At 61.7% G+C, this 20,122-nt stretch carries 16 protein-coding genes; 12 read left to right on the forward strand and 4 right to left on the reverse strand.

Annotation, left to right across the window (positions count from 1 at the left end; genetic code table 11):
* Positions 1–790: 790 nt before the first annotated feature.
* The 4 genes from F6X42_RS06165 to argE all read left to right on the forward strand — a co-directional run bounded on the left by F6X42_RS06165 (position 791) and on the right by argE (position 5,348).
* Entirely contained in the window at positions 791–1,834 is a 1,044-nt protein-coding gene (locus tag F6X42_RS06165) for an AraC family transcriptional regulator (protein ID WP_187633351.1), read from the forward strand.
* Positions 1,835–2,142: 308 nt separating this feature from the next.
* Entirely contained in the window at positions 2,143–3,075 is a 933-nt protein-coding gene (locus F6X42_RS06170; protein WP_187633352.1) for a hypothetical protein, read from the forward strand.
* Between the two features lie 45 nt (positions 3,076–3,120).
* Positions 3,121–3,693 (forward strand): OsmC family protein, encoded by a 573-nt coding sequence (locus F6X42_RS06175; RefSeq protein ID WP_187633353.1) that lies wholly within the window; start codon positions 3,121–3,123, stop codon positions 3,691–3,693.
* A 458-nt stretch (positions 3,694–4,151) separates the two neighbouring features.
* On the forward strand, positions 4,152–5,348 hold the full coding sequence (gene argE, locus F6X42_RS06180) for an acetylornithine deacetylase (RefSeq protein ID WP_187633354.1): 1,197 nt from the start codon (positions 4,152–4,154) through the stop codon (positions 5,346–5,348).
* Positions 5,349–5,360: 12 nt separating this feature from the next.
* On the opposite strand, the gene F6X42_RS06185 is transcribed toward argE, so the two are convergent.
* The gene (locus F6X42_RS06185) at positions 5,361–6,092 is read right to left on the reverse strand and encodes a GntR family transcriptional regulator (RefSeq protein WP_133663808.1); all 732 of its coding nucleotides are present in this window, start codon (positions 6,090–6,092) and stop codon (positions 5,361–5,363) included.
* Positions 6,093–6,568: 476 nt separating this feature from the next.
* Here F6X42_RS06185 and F6X42_RS06190 point away from each other — a divergent pair, with 476 nt between their 5' ends.
* From F6X42_RS06190 to F6X42_RS06220, 7 genes are read left to right on the forward strand one after another with little or no spacing between them, the layout of a single operon-like run.
* Positions 6,569–7,486 carry an ABC transporter substrate-binding protein gene (locus tag F6X42_RS06190; RefSeq protein WP_187633355.1) on the forward strand — a complete coding sequence of 306 codons (918 nt, stop codon included), beginning with the start codon at positions 6,569–6,571 and terminating at the stop codon, positions 7,484–7,486.
* A gap of 10 nt (positions 7,487–7,496) precedes the next feature.
* Positions 7,497–8,558, forward strand: a complete 1,062-nt coding sequence (locus tag F6X42_RS06195) for an ABC transporter substrate-binding protein (protein ID WP_222945495.1) — start codon at positions 7,497–7,499, stop codon at positions 8,556–8,558.
* Positions 8,555–9,454 carry an ABC transporter permease gene (locus tag F6X42_RS06200; protein ID WP_187633356.1) on the forward strand — a complete coding sequence of 300 codons (900 nt, stop codon included), beginning with the start codon at positions 8,555–8,557 and terminating at the stop codon, positions 9,452–9,454. The genes F6X42_RS06195 and F6X42_RS06200 overlap by 4 nt, the downstream gene beginning before the upstream one ends.
* Before the next feature lie 25 nt (positions 9,455–9,479).
* Positions 9,480–10,268: an ABC transporter ATP-binding protein gene (locus tag F6X42_RS06205; RefSeq protein WP_187633357.1), complete on the forward strand. Its 789-nt coding sequence runs from the start codon at positions 9,480–9,482 to the stop codon at positions 10,266–10,268.
* The gene (locus F6X42_RS06210; RefSeq protein ID WP_187633358.1) at positions 10,265–11,146 is read left to right on the forward strand and encodes a carbon-nitrogen hydrolase family protein; all 882 of its coding nucleotides are present in this window, start codon (positions 10,265–10,267) and stop codon (positions 11,144–11,146) included. Before F6X42_RS06205 ends, F6X42_RS06210 begins: the two co-directional genes overlap by 4 nt.
* 29 nt (positions 11,147–11,175) lie before the next feature.
* Complete coding sequence (locus F6X42_RS06215) at positions 11,176–12,717, forward strand: amidohydrolase family protein (protein WP_187633359.1); 1,542 nt, start codon at positions 11,176–11,178, stop codon at positions 12,715–12,717.
* Positions 12,717–14,018, forward strand: coding sequence for an ArgE/DapE family deacylase (locus F6X42_RS06220; RefSeq protein WP_187633360.1), 1,302 nt, complete (start codon positions 12,717–12,719; stop codon positions 14,016–14,018). Before F6X42_RS06215 ends, F6X42_RS06220 begins: the two co-directional genes overlap by 1 nt.
* Before the next feature lie 81 nt (positions 14,019–14,099).
* On the opposite strand, the gene F6X42_RS06225 is transcribed toward F6X42_RS06220, so the two are convergent.
* Entirely contained in the window at positions 14,100–14,846 is a 747-nt protein-coding gene (locus F6X42_RS06225) for an SDR family NAD(P)-dependent oxidoreductase (RefSeq protein ID WP_187633361.1), read from the reverse strand.
* 271 nt (positions 14,847–15,117) lie between these two features.
* Between F6X42_RS06225 and F6X42_RS06230 the strand changes: the two genes are divergently transcribed.
* The gene (locus tag F6X42_RS06230; protein ID WP_312892503.1) at positions 15,118–17,271 is read left to right on the forward strand and encodes an ATP-binding protein; all 2,154 of its coding nucleotides are present in this window, start codon (positions 15,118–15,120) and stop codon (positions 17,269–17,271) included.
* 156 nt (positions 17,272–17,427) lie between these two features.
* Here F6X42_RS06230 and F6X42_RS06235 read toward each other — a convergent pair whose 3' ends face one another.
* Together F6X42_RS06235 and F6X42_RS06240 are read right to left on the reverse strand one after the other, a co-directional pair.
* Positions 17,428–18,333, reverse strand: a complete 906-nt coding sequence (locus tag F6X42_RS06235) for a lipid A biosynthesis lauroyl acyltransferase (RefSeq protein WP_187633362.1) — start codon at positions 18,331–18,333, stop codon at positions 17,428–17,430.
* A 520-nt stretch (positions 18,334–18,853) separates the two neighbouring features.
* Positions 18,854–19,957, reverse strand: coding sequence for a YVTN family beta-propeller repeat protein (locus tag F6X42_RS06240; protein ID WP_187633363.1), 1,104 nt, complete (start codon positions 19,955–19,957; stop codon positions 18,854–18,856).
* Between the last annotated feature and the right edge of the window lie 165 nt (positions 19,958–20,122).

Here is a 20,122-nt window from a genome sequence, read left to right on the forward strand (position 1 = left end):
TGGATTACGAAACACCGGCTGAACGAACCTTGCTGTCAAAAGAGTGAATCGGATAACCCACTTCTATCGGAATTACTCCACTGCTCTCGCTTGCCTGTACGCTTGCTTCCATCTTGCGTTCGAGTAACCCGCCTTGCGTGACGTACCGACGCACGGCACTAGCCCTTGTTGAACAGGCTCAGGACACCGGAGATAGATTTCGCTGCCAGAACGAGCAGAGCGCCGGAGACGTTGTAGTCGACGTTGTACATCAGGTCCGTCAAGTAGAACATAGGTAGCGCAATTAGCGGATGGCATATCGTGCGGCTTATCAGGAGTCTCATAGACATCTCACGCAATGTCGATTGCCCGAAGCGGTAGGTCACTGGACGCGAACCGATGGGTGCAAGTGGGATGGCGCAGCGGGCTTCGGATAGCCATGGAAGATTTCGCCACGAGAACGGCTGACGTTGATCCCGTCACGTTCCGTCCTGTACCAACTCTGCCTCTCGCAACCGCTTGCGGTCCTGCCCGCGCGTCGACGTTTTTTGTCCGATCGTCCACGTCTTGCCGATGGTGCGCGTAGCAATTGCCGGGCGTCCAGAAAGATTGCCCTGCACTCCTGCCAAATTGCTCGATGTGTCTGCACGAGACACGCCTCATGAAGCGCCTCAGCAGGCGGGGTGGAATCATCCGTAAGGGATTTGTCATCGATTAGCGCAACGGGTATAACATGTACCCCTCGGCCAAATGACGAATGACCGCCATCGCAGTTCCTTGCCTGGGAAATCGCATTTCACGCGAGCTATTCATGGATGCAGTTTCCGACGTTCTGCGCGCTGTGCGCCTAAGCGGCGCGGTGTTCCTGAACGGAATCTTCACGGCACCGTGGTCCTTGATAGGCCGCACCGATGCGGCGCTCTGTGCGGCCTACCTACCGCGTTCAGAGCGGGTAGTCTCCTATCATCTGATCATAGAAGGGAGTTGCTGGGCGAAGTTGGCAAACGACCCGCATTCAGCTATTCATCTCAATGCCGGAGAACTGCTGGTGATCCCGCAAGGTGAAGCGCATGTGATGGGCAGCGCCATGGATGTTCCGCCTACGCCGTCGGAGTCGCTATTAGCCGGTCTGATGGTGGAAACACCCGGTGAGGTAATGACGCTGTCCCACGGAGGCGGAGGAGCGACGACTCGCATCGTATGTGGCTTTCTAGCCAGCGACGATACGCTGAGCAACCCACTGCTCTCATCGCTGCCGCGACTCTTCAAGATTGATATGCGTCACGATCCGCGCGCGGCATGGCTTGAGTCCTCTCTGAAGTTTGCTGCCGCCGAGGCAGGGGATTCGCGTCCGGGCGGCACGATCGTGCTCGCCAGACTGTCCGAACTCCTGTTTGTCGAGGCGGTGCGTAGCTGTATTGAAGCGCTACCCGCGGACCAGACAGGATGGCTTGCCGGCGTGCGCGACCGCTATGTGGGGCGCGCGCTTTCCTTGCTCCATGCTCAATCGGTTCACCCCTGGACCGTCGATGAGCTTGCGCGCAAGGTGGGGTTATCGCGCTCGGCGTTGGCGCAACGGTTCACCAATCTTCTTGGACAACCGCCAATGCAGTACCTTGCGCGATGGCGCATGCAGATTGCGGCGCACGAACTGCTGATCGGCAGTAAGTCACTCGCGGCAATAGCGGAGCAGATCGGCTACGAGTCCGAGGCGGCATTCAGTCGAGCCTTCAGACGCGAATTTGGAATGCCGCCGGCAAGCTGGCGCCGGAGCAAAGGCAAGTTGGACGGCACTGCCGTATCCAGGCAGGCATCACTAAGCGCAAGTGGTATCGCACCGCCACCGGTTCAGTGACACCGTTCGCCAAGCCCAACGGTGCGTCGATAAACGTCAGCAAACGCCCGAACTGATCGGTGGCTCATTGCGCCAATTGGCCAGATCAATCGCCAGCGTGCCTCTGGCATGCCCGACGCAATGTACATTCACGCACGTCAATGCTGACGCGGCGTTTCAGTCATATCGTCCGGCGGCCCGATCATAGAGCTTCGCATATCCCCATCGTACATTGAGCGTACCGGAATGCCAGATCAGCTATCTGGTTCTGACCGGTTGATGAACACGCACAACTCGACCGCGTGGCGGTCTCTATTGGGAGCAAGGCTATGAAAGCAGTATCTCGACTTTCCGACCGCGATCGTTACGCCCGGTGCATTCGCGCCTCAAAGATGGTCAGTTGGGATATCGACCGTGACGTGATTGGAGGCCGCACTTTCGACACATCCCAGAAGTATCTGCCCGACGGGCTCTCACTGGCGCCGAATTTCTTCACCCTGTCTGGCAGTGAGAAACGGTTTGTCAGTCAGATTCAGGGCCGCACGTATGCAAACGTGTTCGGGCTGGTCGAACGCTTCATCAACGCAAAGGTGCTCGAAGTCGGCCGCGACTACTGGCTCGGCGACCAGGTGGCTCTTGAGGCGCTGGTTCGGTTCAGCGAGGAGGAGCTCAAGCATCAGGCGCTGTTTCGCCGGATCGACAAAATGATCGGTGAAACCCTGCCGGCCGGCTATCGCTTCGACGTCGACCCCGATGCCATTGCCGCTGTGATCCTCGGGAAGAGCACCTGGGCGGTACTGGCGCTGACGTTGCATATCGAGCTTTTCACACAGCTTCACTATCGTCAGAGCATCAATCCAGACGATCAGATATCCGAACTGTTCAAGAACGTATTTCTCTATCACTGGAAGGAGGAGAGCCAGCACGCCATCCTTGATGAACTCGAATGGCAGCGTCACGACGCCACTGTGACGGCCGATGAGCGCGACAAGGCTGTCGACGAACTCATCGAGCTGGTCGCCGCAGTCGACGGCATTCTGCAGGCGCAGGCCGCAGCCGATGCGCGTTATTTCGCGGCGAACTGCGGCCGCGCAGTCGACGAGGTTGAAACGCTGTCGATCGAAGCGAATTTTCTGGAGGCTTACCGGTGGCAATACATCCATTCGGGTGTACGCCATCCCCACTTCGGGGAGGTTCTTCATAGGCTCATCTCCGAAGACCAAGGCATGCGCATCCAGACTGCGCTTGCCACGCTGCAATGAGATTGACCGAAACGGAACAACCCGCGTAGGTAAAGGAGATGCGATATGAATGCGAATGCACCGACCCAGGAACCTATTGTCGTCAACGGCATCAACGTCGACGACCTGTTCGCGCTGATTGAAAGCGTCAGGCGCGATGCCTCGAAAGCCGCCACCAGTTGGCGCATTGCTACGACATGGCAAGGCCAGACCCGGACTCGCGCGGAGGTAGACGGCTTCTCGATCGGAGGACAGAACGTGTCGCGCCGGTTCACGATCGATATCGATGAGCCTTGCGAACTTGGCGGCTCTAATCAGTTTGCCAACCCTCAGGAGCATCTGATCGCGGCGCTGAACGCTTGCATCACGGTGGGTTACGCGGCGCAATGCGCCGTTCGCGGGATTACGCTCCAATCTCTCAAGGTTGAGACTGAGGGTGAAATCGATCTCAGAGGGTTTCTTGGGCTCGACTCCCAGGTGGCAAACGGCTACGAGAGCTTGCGTTTCACCGTTCGTATCAAGGGCAGCGGCACCAGGCAGCAATTCGCCGAGATCCACGACGCTGTGATGGCCACGTCTCCCAACGTCTACAACCTGGCGAATGCGGTCGCCTTGAAATCGACGTTTGTGGTCGAGTGACTTCGAGATGGGGCGCGGCGGTACCCGAATCGTTTCCGCGGCGCTTTTTTTTAACGGACGGACGCGAGAGCACGCACGCCCAACTTCTCAAACCAGGTATTCGCCAACAACGCCGCACGCCGACCGATCGCTTTGGGCAAGGATCGCAGGCCGATCTGAGTAGGCGAAAGGCCGTTGTACGTCGCAAGCAGTCGATTAGTTTTTGCCTGGTCGAAGGGCAGTAGTGGCCCGGCTGCTGCCTGTGGCGATCGGCAGCGTCCGACCGTTTATAGGACCCTGAAACAAGAAGAGGACACCGGCTCTGTCGACCGCTACGACGTACGCCTAAGCAAATCGGTGCAGGCGTTACAGAGATCGGTCTGGGTGAAGGATCAATATGGGATATGCATTCACACCTCAAACAATTTCGTCGGCATAGAATTGATCGATCCAACACCGAGACAAAGAGGTCACTGGCCATGCCTGATCAGCCGACAGCTAGCGCAAGCAATCGCGCGCCTTACCTTGCGCTAGTTGAGGAGCTCATTCGATACGACACGACCAGCAGCCGCTCCAATCTCGGCCTGATCGAAGCAATCCGGGATCGCCTTCGAGCCCGCGACGTCGAAGCGCTTCTCGTCTATGACCGGTCCCGGCAAAAGGCGAATCTGTTCGCGACGTTGCCAGCGATGCACGGCGAGACGAATGGCGGCGTCGTGCTGTCCGGACACACCGATGTCGTTCCCGTAACCGGCCAGAACTGGTCAAGTGATCCCTTCGATCCGGTCATCCGCGGCGATCGAATCTACGGCCGCGGCTCGTGCGACATGAAAGGGTTTATCGCCGTGACGCTCGGCTTGTTACCCGACATCCAGAAGCGCCGGCTGCGCGAGCCGATTCATCTCGCATTTTCTTTCGACGAGGAAGTCGGCTGTCTCGGCGCGCCGTTGCTGCTGGCGGAACTTGCGAAACGCGGCATTCGCCCGGCTGGGTGCATCGTCGGTGAACCGACAAGCATGCGGCCCGTCGTCGCGCACAAAGGCAACAATGCTTACCGATGCTGCGTGAAGGGTCTGGCCGGCCATTCGTCCCGCACGCCGAGCGGCGTCAACGCGATCGAATATGCGGCGCGGCTGATCTGCCGCATCCGCGAGGCCGCCGATCTACTTCGCCGCAACGGCCCGTTCGATCGCGCCTTCGACGTGCCATTTTCGACGGCGCAGACCGGCATGATCTCAGGCGGCATCGCGATCAACACGATTCCCGAGCAGTGCGAGTTCTTCTTTGAGTATCGCAACCTGCCTTCAGAAGATCCAGAACGCTTTTTCGAGCAGATCGCCCGCTATGCCCGCGAGCAACTGGAACCGGAGATGCGCGCGGTGGCCGACGTGGCGTCGATCTCGTTTGAAAAGGTCGGCACGACCCCGGCGCTCGACAGCGCGGAACAAGCCGCCGTCACGCGACTCGTGCGGAGCCTGTGCAACGACTTCGAGACACGCAAGGTGACCTACGGTACCGAGGCCGGCCTGTTCTCGCAGGCTGGAATTCCGACTGTCATCTGCGGTCCTGGCAGCATCGACGATGCCCACAAGGCGGACGAATCCGTCGAGTTGTGGCAACTCGCGGAATGCGACCATTTCCTGCGGCAGGTACTCGAAACGCTCACCGCGCCCTGAAGCACGCCGACGTCATTGGCCATCGAACAGGATCGCCTCCAGATCGTCGTGCTCTTCCTCGGGCTCATGCAACCGGAGCGTGGCTTCGATATGTTCGAGATGCTCGATCATCACTTTTTGCGCCAGCTTCAAGTTACCCGCTTCCAGCGCATCGATCAGGCGCGTATGTTCGTCATGCGGACACGCCTTCGCCGTCGGCGCGTTGTAGAGCAGGATGGTCAGGCAGGTGAGCATCTGCAGGCCGCGCATCGTACGCTCGACGAAGCGATTGCCCGACACCTGCGCGAGCATCACGTGGAATTCGCCTGAAAGTCGTACCGAGGTGCGCCGGTCATCACGCTTACGGGCCTCATCTTCCTGTGCCACATGCGCGCGCAAACGCGCCAGGTCTTTCTTCGTCGCGCAACGGCACACCTTTTCGATGATCGGCAATTCGATCTGACGCCGCGCCTCGAACAACTCGCGCGCCTCCTCCACCGTCGGGCTCGCAACAAACGCGCCGCGATTCGGCACGATCGTGACGACAAGTTCGTGCGCCAGTTGCTGCAACACTGTCCGCACGGTGGTTCGGCTGACGCCAAAAATAGTGGCGAGCCGGTCTTCGGCGAGCTTCGTGCCGGGCTGCAGCCGATGCTCCGAGATCGCATTCATCAAGCGCTCGTAAATCACGTGGCGATGCGCGCCGTCGAAGGAGCCGGCCACTTCGTTTTCGGCCGTCTTCGCCCTCTTCTTATCAGTCGGCATGAAAGGATCCTGGTAATGAGCTGAATCACGACAAGGGCAACGTGCGCGGCTGACTACACCAATTGCACTGCCTCGCCGCAGTGCAAATTATCGCTGATATTGCACACAAGTTATATGCCAGATCGCATTTTTGTTGCAAAAGCAAATTGTACGACTGTGTCCGTCATTCCTTGTTAGATCAAGCTAAAAATGTTTGAACGCATGATGCCCGGTCACTGTGCCCAGCGCAACATGGCGGTGCGAAACCAGCCTTTCTGCCACATTGTGGTGCGTTTTTTGGAAAACAGGACAAGACAAGATTGTGTACAAGAGTTGCGATTTATTTAAAACAATACCCTCAACATCCTGTAAACAAAGCGATGCGCTTGAGCGCATACGAAGCCCCGCTCGCTGGCACGGTCTTCGCTAAACATCGTCAAGCCCTCGCGGGCGGCAAGCCGTCTGCCCGAGCGATTCCCTGACTCCCAGATCCTGTCATGCAAAAACTGCTCTTGGCGCACGGCAGTGCGCTTTCCAATCTCGCGTTGTTCGTTGCGGTCGATACCGGCCTGTTCGAGCGTCATGGCCTACAGGTCGAAGCACCGCCGCTGACACATTTCAGCTCCACCGCTGCATTGCTGAGAAGCGGAGAGGCTGATCTCGGCACCACCGGCTTTACACAGCCGCTGGTCGATCATGCCCGACCCGACCCGCTACGCATTGTCGGTGGCAGCGGCAAGCTCGGCATGGCGCTCGTGGGGCAGCCGGGCCTGTCGATGAGCGATCTGCGCGGCCAGCATGTAGGAACCTTCGCCGACGATCCAATGGAAGTCCTGCTGCACGATGCACTATGGGTGCACGGGATGGATCTCATGCAGGTCGAACGCGTGCTGTACCCATCGCTCGCCGAGGCGGTCGCCGATCTGACCGGCGGCCGCCTCGCGGCGCTGACGTTGATCGAACCGTGGATTTCCCGCCTTCGGCTGCGCGGCTTCGAGGTGCTGTGCGACGGCTTGCACGCTTGGGGCGGCGACTATCCCGACACGTTGCTCGTCGCCCGCCAGAGTTTTCTCGACGCACATCCTGAGATCATCCGCGCGGCCTTACGCGCAATGCTCGATGCGCAGGAAGCGATTACGAACAATCCCCGCGAAGCCCTGCGCGCCAGCGCCTACCGCTACCCCGAATTCGCGCTTGACGAACTGCTGGCCGGCGTCGCCGCGCAGCCGCCGATCATCGATATTCGCCCCCTTCGCGAGTGCATTCTCGCACGTGCCCGGTCGCTGGAAGCGCTCGGACGAATGCAGGTTTCCGCCTCGATTGGACAGATTTTCAGCTTCGATCTGCTGGCACAAACGCTTGCGCAGTCGCCTGCGGAAACTTTCACATCCCCATCTGCCGTTCAATCTCTCTAAGGACCACGCGATGTTCAGGAAATTTGTTCAGCAAGACCCGAATGGTTACCCGTTGACCGAACTCGGCAGTACGCGGCGCGAATTCCTGATGCGCGGTGCGTGTCTGGCCGGCGCCGCGGCGTTGGGCGGTGCCTATCTACCACAGGCCATGGCGGCCGGCCCGCTGACCCTCAAGGCGACGCACGGCACGGGTCTCTGCAATTGTCCGTTCTTTCTCGTCAAGGAACGCAATCTCGCGCAGGGCGTCACGCTCGACTTCGTCACTACCCCGTCCAATGCGGACATCGCGGCGCTCTTCGGCGCGGGCGTGGTGGACGTCTCCGTGGTTCCGTACACCAACTTCATGACGCTCTACGATGCCGGCGCACCGATCAAGATCGTCGCAGGCTCGGGCGTGCAGGGCTGCGTGATCGTCGCGCAGGCGGGCATCACGTCTGCGGCCCAACTGCGCGGCAAGACCATCGGTACATTCCAGGCCGATACGCTCGAAATGCTCCCGTACGATTACCTGAAGAAGGCCGGCATGAGTTTCGCCGACGTCAAGGTGCGCTACTTCGGCACTTCGCCGGAGCTGGCGCAGGCGTTCATCGCCGGGAACGTCGATGCAATGTGCCACATCGAGCCCTACGCGACGCAGGCGTTGAAGGCGAGGCCGGGCTCCGTGCAGCTTTCGAACGGTGTGGATGTATACGGCGCGAACTACTCCGACTGCGTTCTCGCGGTGCGCAGCAAGCTCCTGCACGAAAACCGCGATGCGGTGAAGGCGCTGATCAAGGCGATGATGGTCGCGCAGCATCAGGAAGAACTGGACCGCGCCTCGGCCGTCAAGGACACCGTCGGCAAGTACTTCAAAACGAGCTACGACGCCACGCTCGACGCAGCCGCGAAGCAGCCGGCGATGATCGATCAGCGCAGCAACCAGAATTTCATCCTGCAGCGGGCGCAGAATCTGAAGGACCTGCGCTACATCAAGCGACTTCCTGGCCCTGACATGTTCGACTGGGGGCCGCTCGATGAGGTGATCAAGGAAAACGGCGATCTCTATGGCCAGCTCAAGCTGAAATCCGCATGAAAGCCGATCCGACGACCCTCTTCGCGCACCGGCGCGTGGTGCGCCCGGCAGCAAGTGGCCGGCCACGCTACAACCTCGTCCGGCGACTCGTGCCGCTTGGCTGGGGAGTCGCCTCGCTGGCGTGCTTCATTGCCGCATGGGAACTGGCGTGGGCCGCAGGTTGGGCAGATCCGCTTCTGTTGCCGCCGCCGCACATCTTCCTGCGCAACTTCGCGTCGCAGGCTCAGTACTTCATCCCGACTGACGTGATCGGCGAGACGTCCAACGCGACAGCGCTGAAGTCGCTCGCCATGACTATCGTCGCAACAACGTTGCGGGTGTTAAGCGGCCTGGTGCTGGGCTTCGTCTGCAGCGTGGCGATGGGCGTCGCGATCCGCTACTTCCGCCTGCTCGGCAACCTCACCTTACCGACGATCACGCTGCTGGCTCCCATTTCACCGATCGCGTGGCTCCCGGTCGCGATCTTCCTGTTCGGAATCGGCAATGCGCCCGCTGTATTCATGGTGTTCATCTCGCTTTTTTTTGTCATGACCGTCTCGACGATAAGCCAGATCGACAACGTCAGCCGTACCCACCTTAACGTCGCCGCCGTGATGGGCGCGACGCGCGCGCAGACGTTCCGTCATGTGATTCTGCCGGCCATTTTGCCGTCGCTCTTCATGGTGCTGCGCATGAACCTGTTCGGCGCGTGGATGGTAGTGCTGGTGGCGGAAGCGACCGGCGTCGGCAGCGGGCTCGGTCAGGTCGTCATGCTCGCGCGCAATACCTTCAACTCGAGCCTGTCGTTCTTCACGATGACGCTGATCGGCGTCACCGGCTTCGCCTTCGACGTTGCGCTGCGAATCGTCCAGCGCAAGGTGCTGTTCTGGGTGCCAGGTAACGGTTTGGGGAAATGATATGAGCCAGAATGAATCAGCTTCCATGCAACCGCCGCTCGTCACCTGCAAGGGCGTCGGCAAGACATGGCAGACAGACGGCGCACCGTTCGTTGCCTTGCGTGACGTCGACCTGAATATCGCTCGCCGCGAATTCGTCGTGTTCCTCGGCCCAAGCGGGTGCGGCAAAAGCACTCTGCTCTATCTAATCTCAGGACTGGAACAGGTATCCAGCGGCCGCATCGCGTGCGGCGGTGCCGAGGTGAGCGGACCGGGCACGGACCGTGGACTCGTCTTCCAGGACGCCTCGCTCTTTCCGTGGCTGAGCGTGGGCGAAAACATCACCTTCGGCCTGAAAATGCAGCACATGCCCAAGGAAAACCGGCGGCGTGTCGCAGAGGAAATTCTCGAGCGTGTCGGCTTGTCCGAAGCCATCGACAAACGGCCCGACCAGCTCTCGGGCGGCATGCGCCAGCGTGTTGCCGTGGGGCGTGCACTCGCGCTGAAGCCCGAGATACTGCTGCTCGACGAGCCGTTCGCCGCGCTGGACGTGCAAACGCGTGCGAAGATGCAGGACTTCCTGATCCAGGTCTGGCAACGAAGCAATGTGTCGATGGTCTTCGTCACTCACCACATCGACGAAGCGATTGCGCTCGCCGACCGCATTGTCGTGTTTACGGCACGCCCGGGGCGCATCAAGACCATCATTCCGGTCGATCTTCCTCGTCCGCGGGACACGCGCAGCCTGGCGTTCCACGATCTCAGCGTCCATCTGACCGACCTGATGCGCGATGAAGTCGATCGCGCCTTCGCCGAGCAGGAGCGGGTCCGATGAATCGACTGGTAACCCTGAGCACACTTCGGGCCGCGGCACTGCAATTGCCTCCCTGCACAACCGACCTTGCCGGCAACGAGGACGTGGCATTTGCCGCCGTGCGCGCCGCCGCTGATGACGGCGCCCAGTTGATCGTCTTGCCCGAGTTCTCAATGGTGCCGTACTTCGCGAGCGCGCCGGGCGGGCAATATCGTGACTGGGCGCAGCCCGCCGACGGTCCCCTCGCCGCACGCTGCGCCGCGCTGGCCAGGGAGCGTGGCATCGCCCTGTTCGTACCGTTCTACGAAATCGATCGGGCGAGTGGTCGGTATCACAACGCCGTGCTCGGCTTCGACGCCGACGGCAATCCGCTGCGCGCCGGTCCGGTTGCGCGCAAGCTTCACCTGCCTGTCGGCGACGACCCGCCGCCCGGCTACGATGAAGCCGCGCACTTCACGCCTGGCGACGCACTGCACGTCATGCAGGTAGGCGCATGGCGCATCGGCGTTCTGGTCTGCTACGACCGCCGCTTTCCAGAATGCTGGCGCGCGTTGCGCGCGGCCGGCGCCGATCTCGTCATCGTGCCCGTCGCGGGCAGCGGTGGCGACGATATGGATTTCTTCGTCGGGGAGCTGCGCACGCACGCGCGGGAAAATGGGCTGGCGGTCGTTTGCGCGAACAAGACCGGTGACGAATTCCTCGATGGCGTGCGCATCGACAACTATGGCGAGTCGTGTGTGATTGCCGCCGACGGCGCTGTACTCGCCCGCCGGCCAGGCAACGAAGGACCTGGCATCGTCAGCGCGACGCTCGCGCATGCAGACATCGCGGCGACCCGCGAAAAGCTTTCTTACTTCGACCATCGGCGTGTCGATCTATACGACACACCATCGTTCTGAAACTCTCCTCCGTTCAGGTAAAAGCAAACATGTCCGAAACATTGATTGTCGCTGGCTGGATCGTCAAGGGCGTCGCCGACCGGCACAACGCAGAGGTCATCCGCGACGGCGCGCTGTATCAACGCGACGGCGTAATAGTCGAGATCGGCGATGCGCAGCAGCTGATCGCAAAGTATCCGAACGCGCCGCGCCTCGGCTCGCCCGATACGGTGTTGATGCCTGGCTTCGTCAACAGTCACCATCACGTCGGCCTGACGCCGCTGCAACACGGCTCTCCGGACTACGCGCTGGAACTGTGGTTTGCGAGCCGGATGGGTACGCGCGAGATCGATCTTTACCTCGATACCCTGTACTCCGCCTTCGAAATGATTGCGTCCGGCATTACTACCGTGCAGCACATCCACGGTTGGCGGCCTGGTCCGCTGTCGTCGATACATGAAGCCGCTTCAGGCGTCCTGAAGGCGTATCGGGACATCGGTATGCGCGCGTCGTACAGCTTCGCCGTGCGCGAGCAGAACCTGCTCGTCTACGAAGCCGACGAAGACTTCGTCAAACGCCTGCCGGCCGACATCGGACCTAAGGTCGCTGCGCATCTGAAAGCGCAGCAGGTCCCGCTGGCCGATCATCTGCAGTTGTTCGACATGCTCACGCAGGACAACGAAGGCCAATCGCTGACCCGGATTCAGCTTGCACCTGCCAACCTGCACTGGTGTAGCGATGAGACACTGCTTACCATCAAGGAACGCGCCGACAAAGCCGGCGTACCGATGCATATGCATTTGCTCGAAACCGCCTATCAGAAGGAATACGCGCGCCGCCGGACCGGCAAGACGGCGGTCGCGCATCTGAACGATCTCGGTCTGCTCGGTCCGTCGCTAACCCTCGGCCATGGCGTGTGGCTGACGGAAGCAGACATCGAAATGGTCGCGCATACCGGCACCTGCATCTGCCATAACTGCAGTTCGAATCTCCGTTTGCGCAGTGGCGTGGCACCCTTGAATGCGTTCGCCAGATACGGTGTGACGGTCGGCATGGGGCTCGACGAAGCGGGTATCAACGAAGACCGCGACATGTTGCAGGAGATGCGCCTCGCACTGCGGGTACACCGCACGCCGGGAATGGACGACGACGTGCCGACCTGCCCACAAATACTGAAAATGGCCACTGAGGATGGCGCTCGAACCACCCCGTTCGGCGCACAAATTGGGCGCCTGGAAACCGGACGCCTGGCCGATCTGGTGCTGATGAACTGGAAGACCGCCACGTATCCGTATCAGGACGATAACATTCCGATGCTCGATGCGCTCATGCAGCGCGCCAAGACCAATGCTGTCGATGCCGTGATGATTGCCGGCGAAGTGGTGTACCGGGATGGCCGGTTCACGCGCGTGGATCGCGATGCGATCCTCAACGAGATCGAACAGACTCTCGCGAAGCCGCGCAACGAGGTGAAGCAGGCGGAACGGGAACTGGGCACCGCCGTGTTCCCTCATGTAAAGGCCTTTTACACCGACTATTTTGCTGAAACGCCGCCGCGTCAGCCGTTTTACGCCCCTTCATCACGGAACTGATGGACCGAATGACCACGCAAGCCCTTTTGGAAGCGGTCGACGATCGTTTCGACGCTGAAGTCGAATTTCTGGCCGCCCTCGTTCGCGAGCCCTCTGACAACCCGCCCGGCGATTGTGCGGGTCACGCCGATCTGGCCGCCCGCGCGCTAGAAGCGCTCGGCTTTGAAGTCGAGCGACACGTCGTGCCGGCAGACGCTGTCGTTCAGGCTGGCATGATCAGTGTGACCAACCTGGTCGTTCGGCATCGCTTCGGCGACGGCCCGACGATTGCACTGAACGCACACGGCGATGTCGTGCCGCCCGGCGAGGGCTGGTCGAGCGATCCTTACGGCGCCGAGATCCGGGACGGCTATATGATCGGACGCGGTGCGGCAGTCTCGAAGTCCGACTTCGCCACGTACGCTTTCGCACTGCGCGCGTTGATCGAGACGGCTGCCCCGCTGCGAGGCACGGTCGAACTGCATTTGACCTACGACGAGGAAAGCGGCGGCTTGCTGGGTCCCGGCTGGCTGCTTGCGAACGGCATCGTAAAGCCCGACTTCGCGATCTGCGCCGGCTTCTCGTATGCGATCACGACCGCTCACAACGGTTGCGTGCATCTCGAAGTCAGCGTGCGCGGCAAGTCCGCGCACGCCGCTCGCCCCGACACCGGACACGACGCGCTTGAGGCGGCCACGGCGGTGTTGCAGGCGCTCTATGCGCATCGCGCGGAACTGGCCACGATTCGCTCCGCGACCACCGGAATCGAACATCCGACACTCGTAGTGGGGCTGATCGAAGGCGGCATCAATACCAACGTCGTGCCCGACCTGGTGACCCTGCGGCTCGATCGGCGCGTGACGCCGGAGGAAGACGCGGCTGCCGCGCGAACGCGCGTGGAGGAAGTCGTGCGGCACGCTGTCGCCGGGCTGCCCGGCATCAGCGTCGAATTCCGCGAGGTGCTGATCGCCTCACCGATGAGGCAGTTGCCCGGCGCGGAGCAGCTCGTCGCCGCATTGCAGGCGGCGGCTCGCGTCACGATCCAGACGGAGATTACGGCGGAAGGTGTGCCGCTCTATACCGATGCCCGCCTGTACTGCGAAGCCGGTGTGCCGACCGTGATCTACGGAGCCGGACCTCGCACACTCCTTGAGGCAAACGGACACCGGGCGGACGAGCGAGTGGCGATAGAAGATCTGAGGCGGGCTACGAAGACCGTCGCTCTGGCGCTCAGCGGCTTACTGAAGCCGAGGTGGGAACATTCGCAGAAACCGGCCGAAGGGCCGGAACGGGTCGCATGCTGCCGGTCCACGCCAGGCTGAAACCGGCGAACATGCGTCGTTAGATGGGGCGTGTACTGCGTTGCTCGCGCGACCATTCTCGCGCGCGATGCGGCCAGGGATCTATATGAAGCTTGCGCCTCCGTTGACGGGGATCGTTTGGCCCGTGATGAATGCGTTGCCGACGACCATCCGCACGACCTCCGCGACCTCGCTCGCTTCGCCCAAGCGCCCGACGGGCAGCCTTTCTGCGACGTTGGACGCCTTAAGCGGTCCAGCCATTTCGGTGTCGATCGGTCCCGGTGCAACGGCGTTGACGGTGATCCCTTCGCGGGCGAGCCGTGCCGCATAGCCGCGCGTCAAGCCTTCGAGGCCGGCTTTCGATGCGTTGTAGTGAACGCCGACCAGGCCGGGGCCGCGGGCGGCGGCCGACGACACGTTGACGATGCGGCCCCAGCGCCTCGCGCGCATGCCGGGCAGCACTGCCTGCGTGCAGAGAAACGCCGATTTCAGATTGACGGCGAGCGTTCGATCGAACTCCGCTTCCGCGAGATCGTCGATGTCGACGATCGTCGCGGTGCCCGCGTTGTTCACGAGCACGTCGATGAGGCCGAGGCGGTTTTCCACCTCGACAATCATCGCTTCGACGTCGTCTCCGACCGATACGTCGGCGCATACTGCGATCGCGCGGCCTCCGGCGCGTTCGATTTCCGCGACGACGTCGGCCGCGTCGTTCTCGCGTTGCCGATAGTTGACGGCGACCGCCGCGCCGGCTGCGGCAAGCGCGATCGAAATGGCGCGTCCGATTCCGCGCGAGCCGCCGGTCACCAAGGCGACACGATCGTTTAAGTTGAGCGAATGAGCTGGCATCGTGGAACTCCTCAGTTGCGGGGGGCAGAACCGGTTGTGGCCTCGTCTGCGAAGCGTGGTGTCGCTGAGCGAGGCGTTGCCGGAAAGCATCCTAGTTTGCCCCCTTCAAAGCGTCTTCGCCGGAAAGTCGCCCTGCTGCTTTCATCGATCTTTCGGCCGTTCTGGCTTCAATGCCGCCGTTGCAGCTAGACTGGGCCGAAGGGCGGCTCAGGGTCCGACTGCTGCCCGACGCGCAAGGGCGAGGAATCAAACCGCGCGGTGCACGAATCCGGTGTCGCTGGCGCTCGACGACCGGACGGTCCACGAGGCGATGGACAATGCGATGCGCGTTCGCGGCCGACGGAACGTCTTGACCAGGCTCGTGCAACGAGCCAGCCTTCAGCAGCCTCGGGTACTGGTCGTCGAAGATATTCACTGGTCGGACGCGTCGACGCTTCGGGACCTCGCCGGACTATCCGTGACGGTGGCCGGGTGTCCGGCCATGCTGGTGATGACAGCGCGGACGTTGGGCAATTCGCTCGACCAGTCCTGGCGCGCAGCAACCGACGCGCCGTGCTCGCTCGTCGAACTGGGTCCACTGAGCGCTGGCGAGGCGCATGAGATGGCCGAATCGTTTGCTGGTGCAGAGGCGGATCTGGCGGAGCGCTGCATCGAACGGGCCGCGGGCAACCCGCTGTTTCTCGAGCAACTGCTCAGCAACGCGGAGGAGATTGCGGGAACTGGCGTGCCGGGTTCGGTGCGAAGTCTCGTGCAAGCGCGGCTGGATCGACTTGATCCCACGGACAAAACTGTCCTGCAGGCGGCTTCGGTGCTGGGCCAGCTCTTTGAGAAGGAAACGCTCGACTATCTTGTCGATGGCACCGGCGCTGCCTTGGAACCCCTTGTGCTGGATCGCCTGTTGCGGCGCCAGGGCAGCGGATTCATGTTCCATCACGCACTGATTCGCGACGGCGTCTATGACGGGCTTCTGAAAAGCCGGCGCCGTGAGCTGCATCGTCGCGCCGCACAGTGGTACGGCGAGCGTGAGCCCGTCCTGCGGGCCGAGCATCTCGATCGCGCGGCGGACTGCGAGGCGGCGCGTGCCTATTGCGACGCGGCGCGCTCGCAAGCGTCCGGATACCGCTATGAATCCGCGCTCCAGCTCGTCGAACGCGGGCTCGAACTCGCGGATGCGCGGACAGACCACGTCGCACTCGACTGCCTCCGGGGCAACATCCTGCATGACGTCGGTGACATGACGTCTGCACTCGAAGCATTCGAAAACGCCCTCGAGGTTGCTGCTAACGACGCCGAACGTTGCCGGGCATGGATGGGGCGTGCCACCGTGAAGCGGGTCATAGACGATCTCGACGGTGCATGGGCCGATCTCGACTGCGCCGCCGCAGCCGCCACCGCCGAAGACCTCCTGCACGAGGAAGCGCGCATTCACTTCCTGCGCGGCAATCTGTGTTTTCCACGCGGCGACATCGACGGCTGCATACGCGAACACGGGCGCAGCCTTGCTCTCGCGCGCGAAGTGCGCGACGCCGAACAGGAGGCGGCTGCGCTGGGCGGGCTCGGAGACGGAGAGTACATGCGCGGCCGGATGATCAGCGCACACGACGCCTTCAGTCGCTGCATCGAACTCTGCCAGCGCCACGGGTTTGGACGAATCGAGGTGGCCAACCTTCCAATGCGCGCAATAACGACCTGGTTTGCAGGCGAGGCGAAGGCCGGACTCGATGCCGCTCTCGCCAGCGTCACGGCGGCTGAGAAGGCCGGCCACGTACGTGCGGCCGCTGTTGCCCACCACGCTGTCTGGCACTGCCTGCACGACCTCGCGGACTGGGATCGTGCCTGGGAGCATGTCGGCCCGGCGCTCCAGTGTGCGCGCGAGCTGAAATCAAGGCGATTCGAAGGCGAAGCGCTCGCGTTTCGCGCGGAATTACATCGTGTCGCCGGCCGCCGCGGCGAAGCGCTCGACGATATCGCGGAGGCGCTGGCAATCAGCCGGGAAATAGGCATGACCTACTTGGGCGCAACCTATCTCGGCGTCCTTGCGCGGGCGACAGATGACGTCGCCGTCTTCGGGAGTGCGCTCGCGGAAGGGGAAGCCTGGCTCGCCGCCGGGGCGGTGAGCCACAATCACTTTCTCTTTCGACGTGACGCGATCGACGCATGCATCGACTGGCGACGCTGGGATGACGCTGCGCACCATGCTGCAGCCCTTGAGGATTACGCACGCCGCGAGCCGTCAGCCTTTTCGGCTTTCTTCGTGGCACGCGCACGCGCGCTTGTCTCATACGGGAAGGGCAATCGGGACCTGGCATCGTTGAACGAACTCCGGCGGCTCAAGCAAGAGGGCGGGAAGTCAGGTTTCCTTTACGCTATCCAGGCGATCGACGCTGCACTCTCACGCGAACGCGAGGCGAAGCACTCCGGCTGAGATCGACGCGAGAGCAGGGATCGACGTCGGCCCGGGTGCCCGGTAGTCAGGCCGCGTCCAGTCAGATAGCGGACCTGTGCTTGTCAGTCGAGCTCATCGCGTTCCCTCACGAAAGCACACAACCAGGAACGGTCGCATGCCTTACGGACGGCGTGCTCAGTACACGCCTGGCACGCCCGGTGGACGATTCTTGAAGCGACGATGCACCCAGTAATATTGCGCTGGGCACTGACTGATCTGCGTTTCAAGAAACTCATTCATTCGGCGCGCGTCGATCGTCTCACTTTCTGAAGGAAAGTCGCTGAGCGGCTCGAAGATGGTCAGCTTATACCCGCGGTAATCGGGCAATACTTCAGTCACGAATGGTACAACCCGCGCATTGGCCAGTCGAGCAAGGCGCGAAACCGAAGTGAGTGTGCAGGCGGGGACGCCAAAAAACGGCACGAAAACGGAGTTGTGTGTGCCGTGATCCATATCAGCAGCCAACATGACTGGTTTGCCTGAACGAAGTAAGCCGACGATCTTTCTGGCGCTTGTCGAACGTTCAATCATCTCGGCGCCAAATCTACCGCGTTGCCGCTTGGCTAGATTGCAAAGGCGCGCGTTCGACATGCGTGTATACAGTGAGGCGGCGGGCAGGCGCGTTGAGTAGAGTATGCAGCCAACCTCGATGCTCACGAAATGGAAGCCCAGAAAGATGGTCGGTGGAGCATTCCTGTCTTCCAGATCGATTCGACTTTCGATGTGGACCAGCTTCCGTATCCTTTGCGCGCTGCCAAACCATTGAATCCCTCGTTCGAAATAGCTTCGAACGACGTGGCGAAAATGGTTTCTGGCAATGTCGTCGTACTCGCACTCGCTCTTGCCGGGAAAACAGAGACGCAGATTGACGAGAACGATATGTTTTCGGGAACTTGGAAGTGCATATAGCATTGCCCCAAGCGCGCTGCCGAACCTTGCGACGAGCGTATAGGGAAGGACTGCGAAGACGCGCAGCAGCACTACAATCAGAACATAGCCTAAATGCGCCAGGAACCTACCCCGCTCGTGAGAATCACTCATCGCGAAACGGAAAAATACGAATACTTACGGACGTCTAACACAATTCGAGATCCTGGTGGCGTAGCATGGCGACGGCGGAGAAGTATCGCACGCACTACTTTATGACGGGCTACCCAAGTGGACGCGCTACGGGTTCTTCCTGGCGAAAACAACTGTGCATGGCCGGCAGGCGCCCCCGCCACCGATAGACCACCAGGGCGGCCATTCTACTTGAAAGCCACCGCCGAGTTCGATTGTGGCGAAGGGCAGATCCGGATCGACTGCCGTCCGGAGACAGAATGGTCTCGCGAGTGTCGGTTTGTTCGGTCGCGTCCGAGGCAAGGAGAACGTGATGCAATCAGCCATAGACGCCAATGCTCAGCGCATGCGGCGGCGGCGCGCTGAGCATCATTCCCGAGGTCATCGACGCCTGGATGCAGACGCGCAATGACCCTCACCCGCGAACAACTCGCGGCGGCGGTGCCACGGGCGAACATACTGGTATGGCAGGACCCGATAACAGCTCATTCGCCCGCCCAGCTCAATGCGATTCGATCGAGCCGTCGCTGCGCGGATACGTGACGATGCCCCAAGCGAGCGGCAGCTCGCCGATCTGCTTGATCGGCTGATAACTGTTCGCGTCGAGCACATAGACCGCGTCGGAGCGCCCGCACGCGACCATCAGCTTCGAGCCGTCCGGCGTGAAGCTGAAATGCCAGCAGCGCTGGCCGACCGGCACATCGGCGACATGTTCGTACGTGTGACCGTCGAACACCTGCACCACCTTGTCGCGCGCGGCGGCCACGAAGAGCCGCTGACCGTTCGGACCGAACGCGACGCCATAGGGCCCGAGTTTGGTGTCGACGGTCTTGATGACGTCGAACGTGTGCGCGTCGATCACGACCAGCTTGCTGAGCGACTCCAGCGTGACCACATAGTGCTTGCCGTCGGGCGACAGCCGGATGCCGCGCGGCCGGCCGCCCGCCGCGAGCTTCACGGTTCGGATCGGCGCGCCGGTTCGTGCGTGATAGATCGACACCGTATCGTCGCCTTCGTTGGTGACGAGCATCGTCTGGCCGTCGCGCGAGAACTCAATGCCTTCGGTTTCGTGGCCGCTCGTGACCGAGCGGATCACACGCCAGTTTTTCATATCGATGATCGCGATTTCGGCGGGCGGCTTGTTCGCGTCGTCGTCGTCGGCGCCTGGCTTGCCGCCCGCGTTCGCGTCGGGTTTGCCTGCCGGTTTGGCTCCCGGTGGGCCGCTCTCCTCGCCGGGCTCGTAGGTCACGTACGCGTAACCGTTGCGCACGCGCACATATTCAGGGTTTTTGCCGATCTTCACGCGCTGCACGACCTTGCCCGTGGCGGTGTCGATCACCGCGAGATCGTTCGTGTTCTTGTTGGCGACCAGCAGGCGCGTGCCGTCGGCGTTCAGGCTCAGGCCGCGCGGGCCGTCCGCGCCGACCGGAAAGGTCTGCGCCAGCGTCATCTGGTCGATATCGATCACGCCGACGCCGGCCTTCTCGCTCGTCACGTAGGCGAGCGGCGCGGCCGCGGCATGCGCGGCGCTCGCGGCCAGCACGAACGCGCAGGTCAGCGCGACGGAACGGCGCGGCGGTCGGGGGAAAATCCGTGTCTCCAGCATCGTGGTACTCCGGGTTGAAATCGCGGCGCCGCGATGGTTCGCGTCATCGTTTCAAGGTAGCCCACCGGGCGATTGTTTGACAACGCGAATCGGACGGGAGATTTTCCCGAATTGCTTCGCGCCGGCCGTTGCGGGTTTGAAAAGCAGCGGCTGCGAGGGACAATG

This window comes from Paraburkholderia podalyriae (genome assembly GCF_014397785.1).
GTDB lineage: Bacteria > Pseudomonadota > Gammaproteobacteria > Burkholderiales > Burkholderiaceae > Paraburkholderia > Paraburkholderia podalyriae.

Bases quoted from the DNA above. Each gene is read 5' to 3' on its own strand.
- F6X42_RS06165 (WP_187633351.1), top strand. From the start codon at position 791: ATGGATGCAGTTTCCGACGTTCTGCGCGCTGTGCGCCTAAGCGGCGCG.
- F6X42_RS06225 (WP_187633361.1), bottom strand. From the start codon at position 14,846: ATGCCAGCTCATTCGCTCAACTTAAACGATCGTGTCGCCTTGGTGACC.
- F6X42_RS06170 (WP_187633352.1), top strand. From the start codon at position 2,143: ATGAAAGCAGTATCTCGACTTTCCGACCGCGATCGTTACGCCCGGTGC.
- F6X42_RS06235 (WP_187633362.1), bottom strand. From the start codon at position 18,333: ATGAGTGATTCTCACGAGCGGGGTAGGTTCCTGGCGCATTTAGGCTAT.
- F6X42_RS06215 (WP_187633359.1), top strand. From the start codon at position 11,176: ATGTCCGAAACATTGATTGTCGCTGGCTGGATCGTCAAGGGCGTCGCC.
- F6X42_RS06210 (WP_187633358.1), top strand. From the start codon at position 10,265: ATGAATCGACTGGTAACCCTGAGCACACTTCGGGCCGCGGCACTGCAA.
- F6X42_RS06240 (WP_187633363.1), bottom strand. From the start codon at position 19,957: ATGCTGGAGACACGGATTTTCCCCCGACCGCCGCGCCGTTCCGTCGCG.
- F6X42_RS06200 (WP_187633356.1), top strand. From the start codon at position 8,555: ATGAAAGCCGATCCGACGACCCTCTTCGCGCACCGGCGCGTGGTGCGC.
- F6X42_RS06220 (WP_187633360.1), top strand. From the start codon at position 12,717: ATGGACCGAATGACCACGCAAGCCCTTTTGGAAGCGGTCGACGATCGT.
- argE (WP_187633354.1), top strand. From the start codon at position 4,152: ATGCCTGATCAGCCGACAGCTAGCGCAAGCAATCGCGCGCCTTACCTT.
- F6X42_RS06185 (WP_133663808.1), bottom strand. From the start codon at position 6,092: ATGCCGACTGATAAGAAGAGGGCGAAGACGGCCGAAAACGAAGTGGCC.
- F6X42_RS06190 (WP_187633355.1), top strand. From the start codon at position 6,569: ATGCAAAAACTGCTCTTGGCGCACGGCAGTGCGCTTTCCAATCTCGCG.
- F6X42_RS06195 (WP_222945495.1), top strand. From the start codon at position 7,497: ATGTTCAGGAAATTTGTTCAGCAAGACCCGAATGGTTACCCGTTGACC.
- F6X42_RS06175 (WP_187633353.1), top strand. From the start codon at position 3,121: ATGAATGCGAATGCACCGACCCAGGAACCTATTGTCGTCAACGGCATC.
- F6X42_RS06205 (WP_187633357.1), top strand. From the start codon at position 9,480: ATGCAACCGCCGCTCGTCACCTGCAAGGGCGTCGGCAAGACATGGCAG.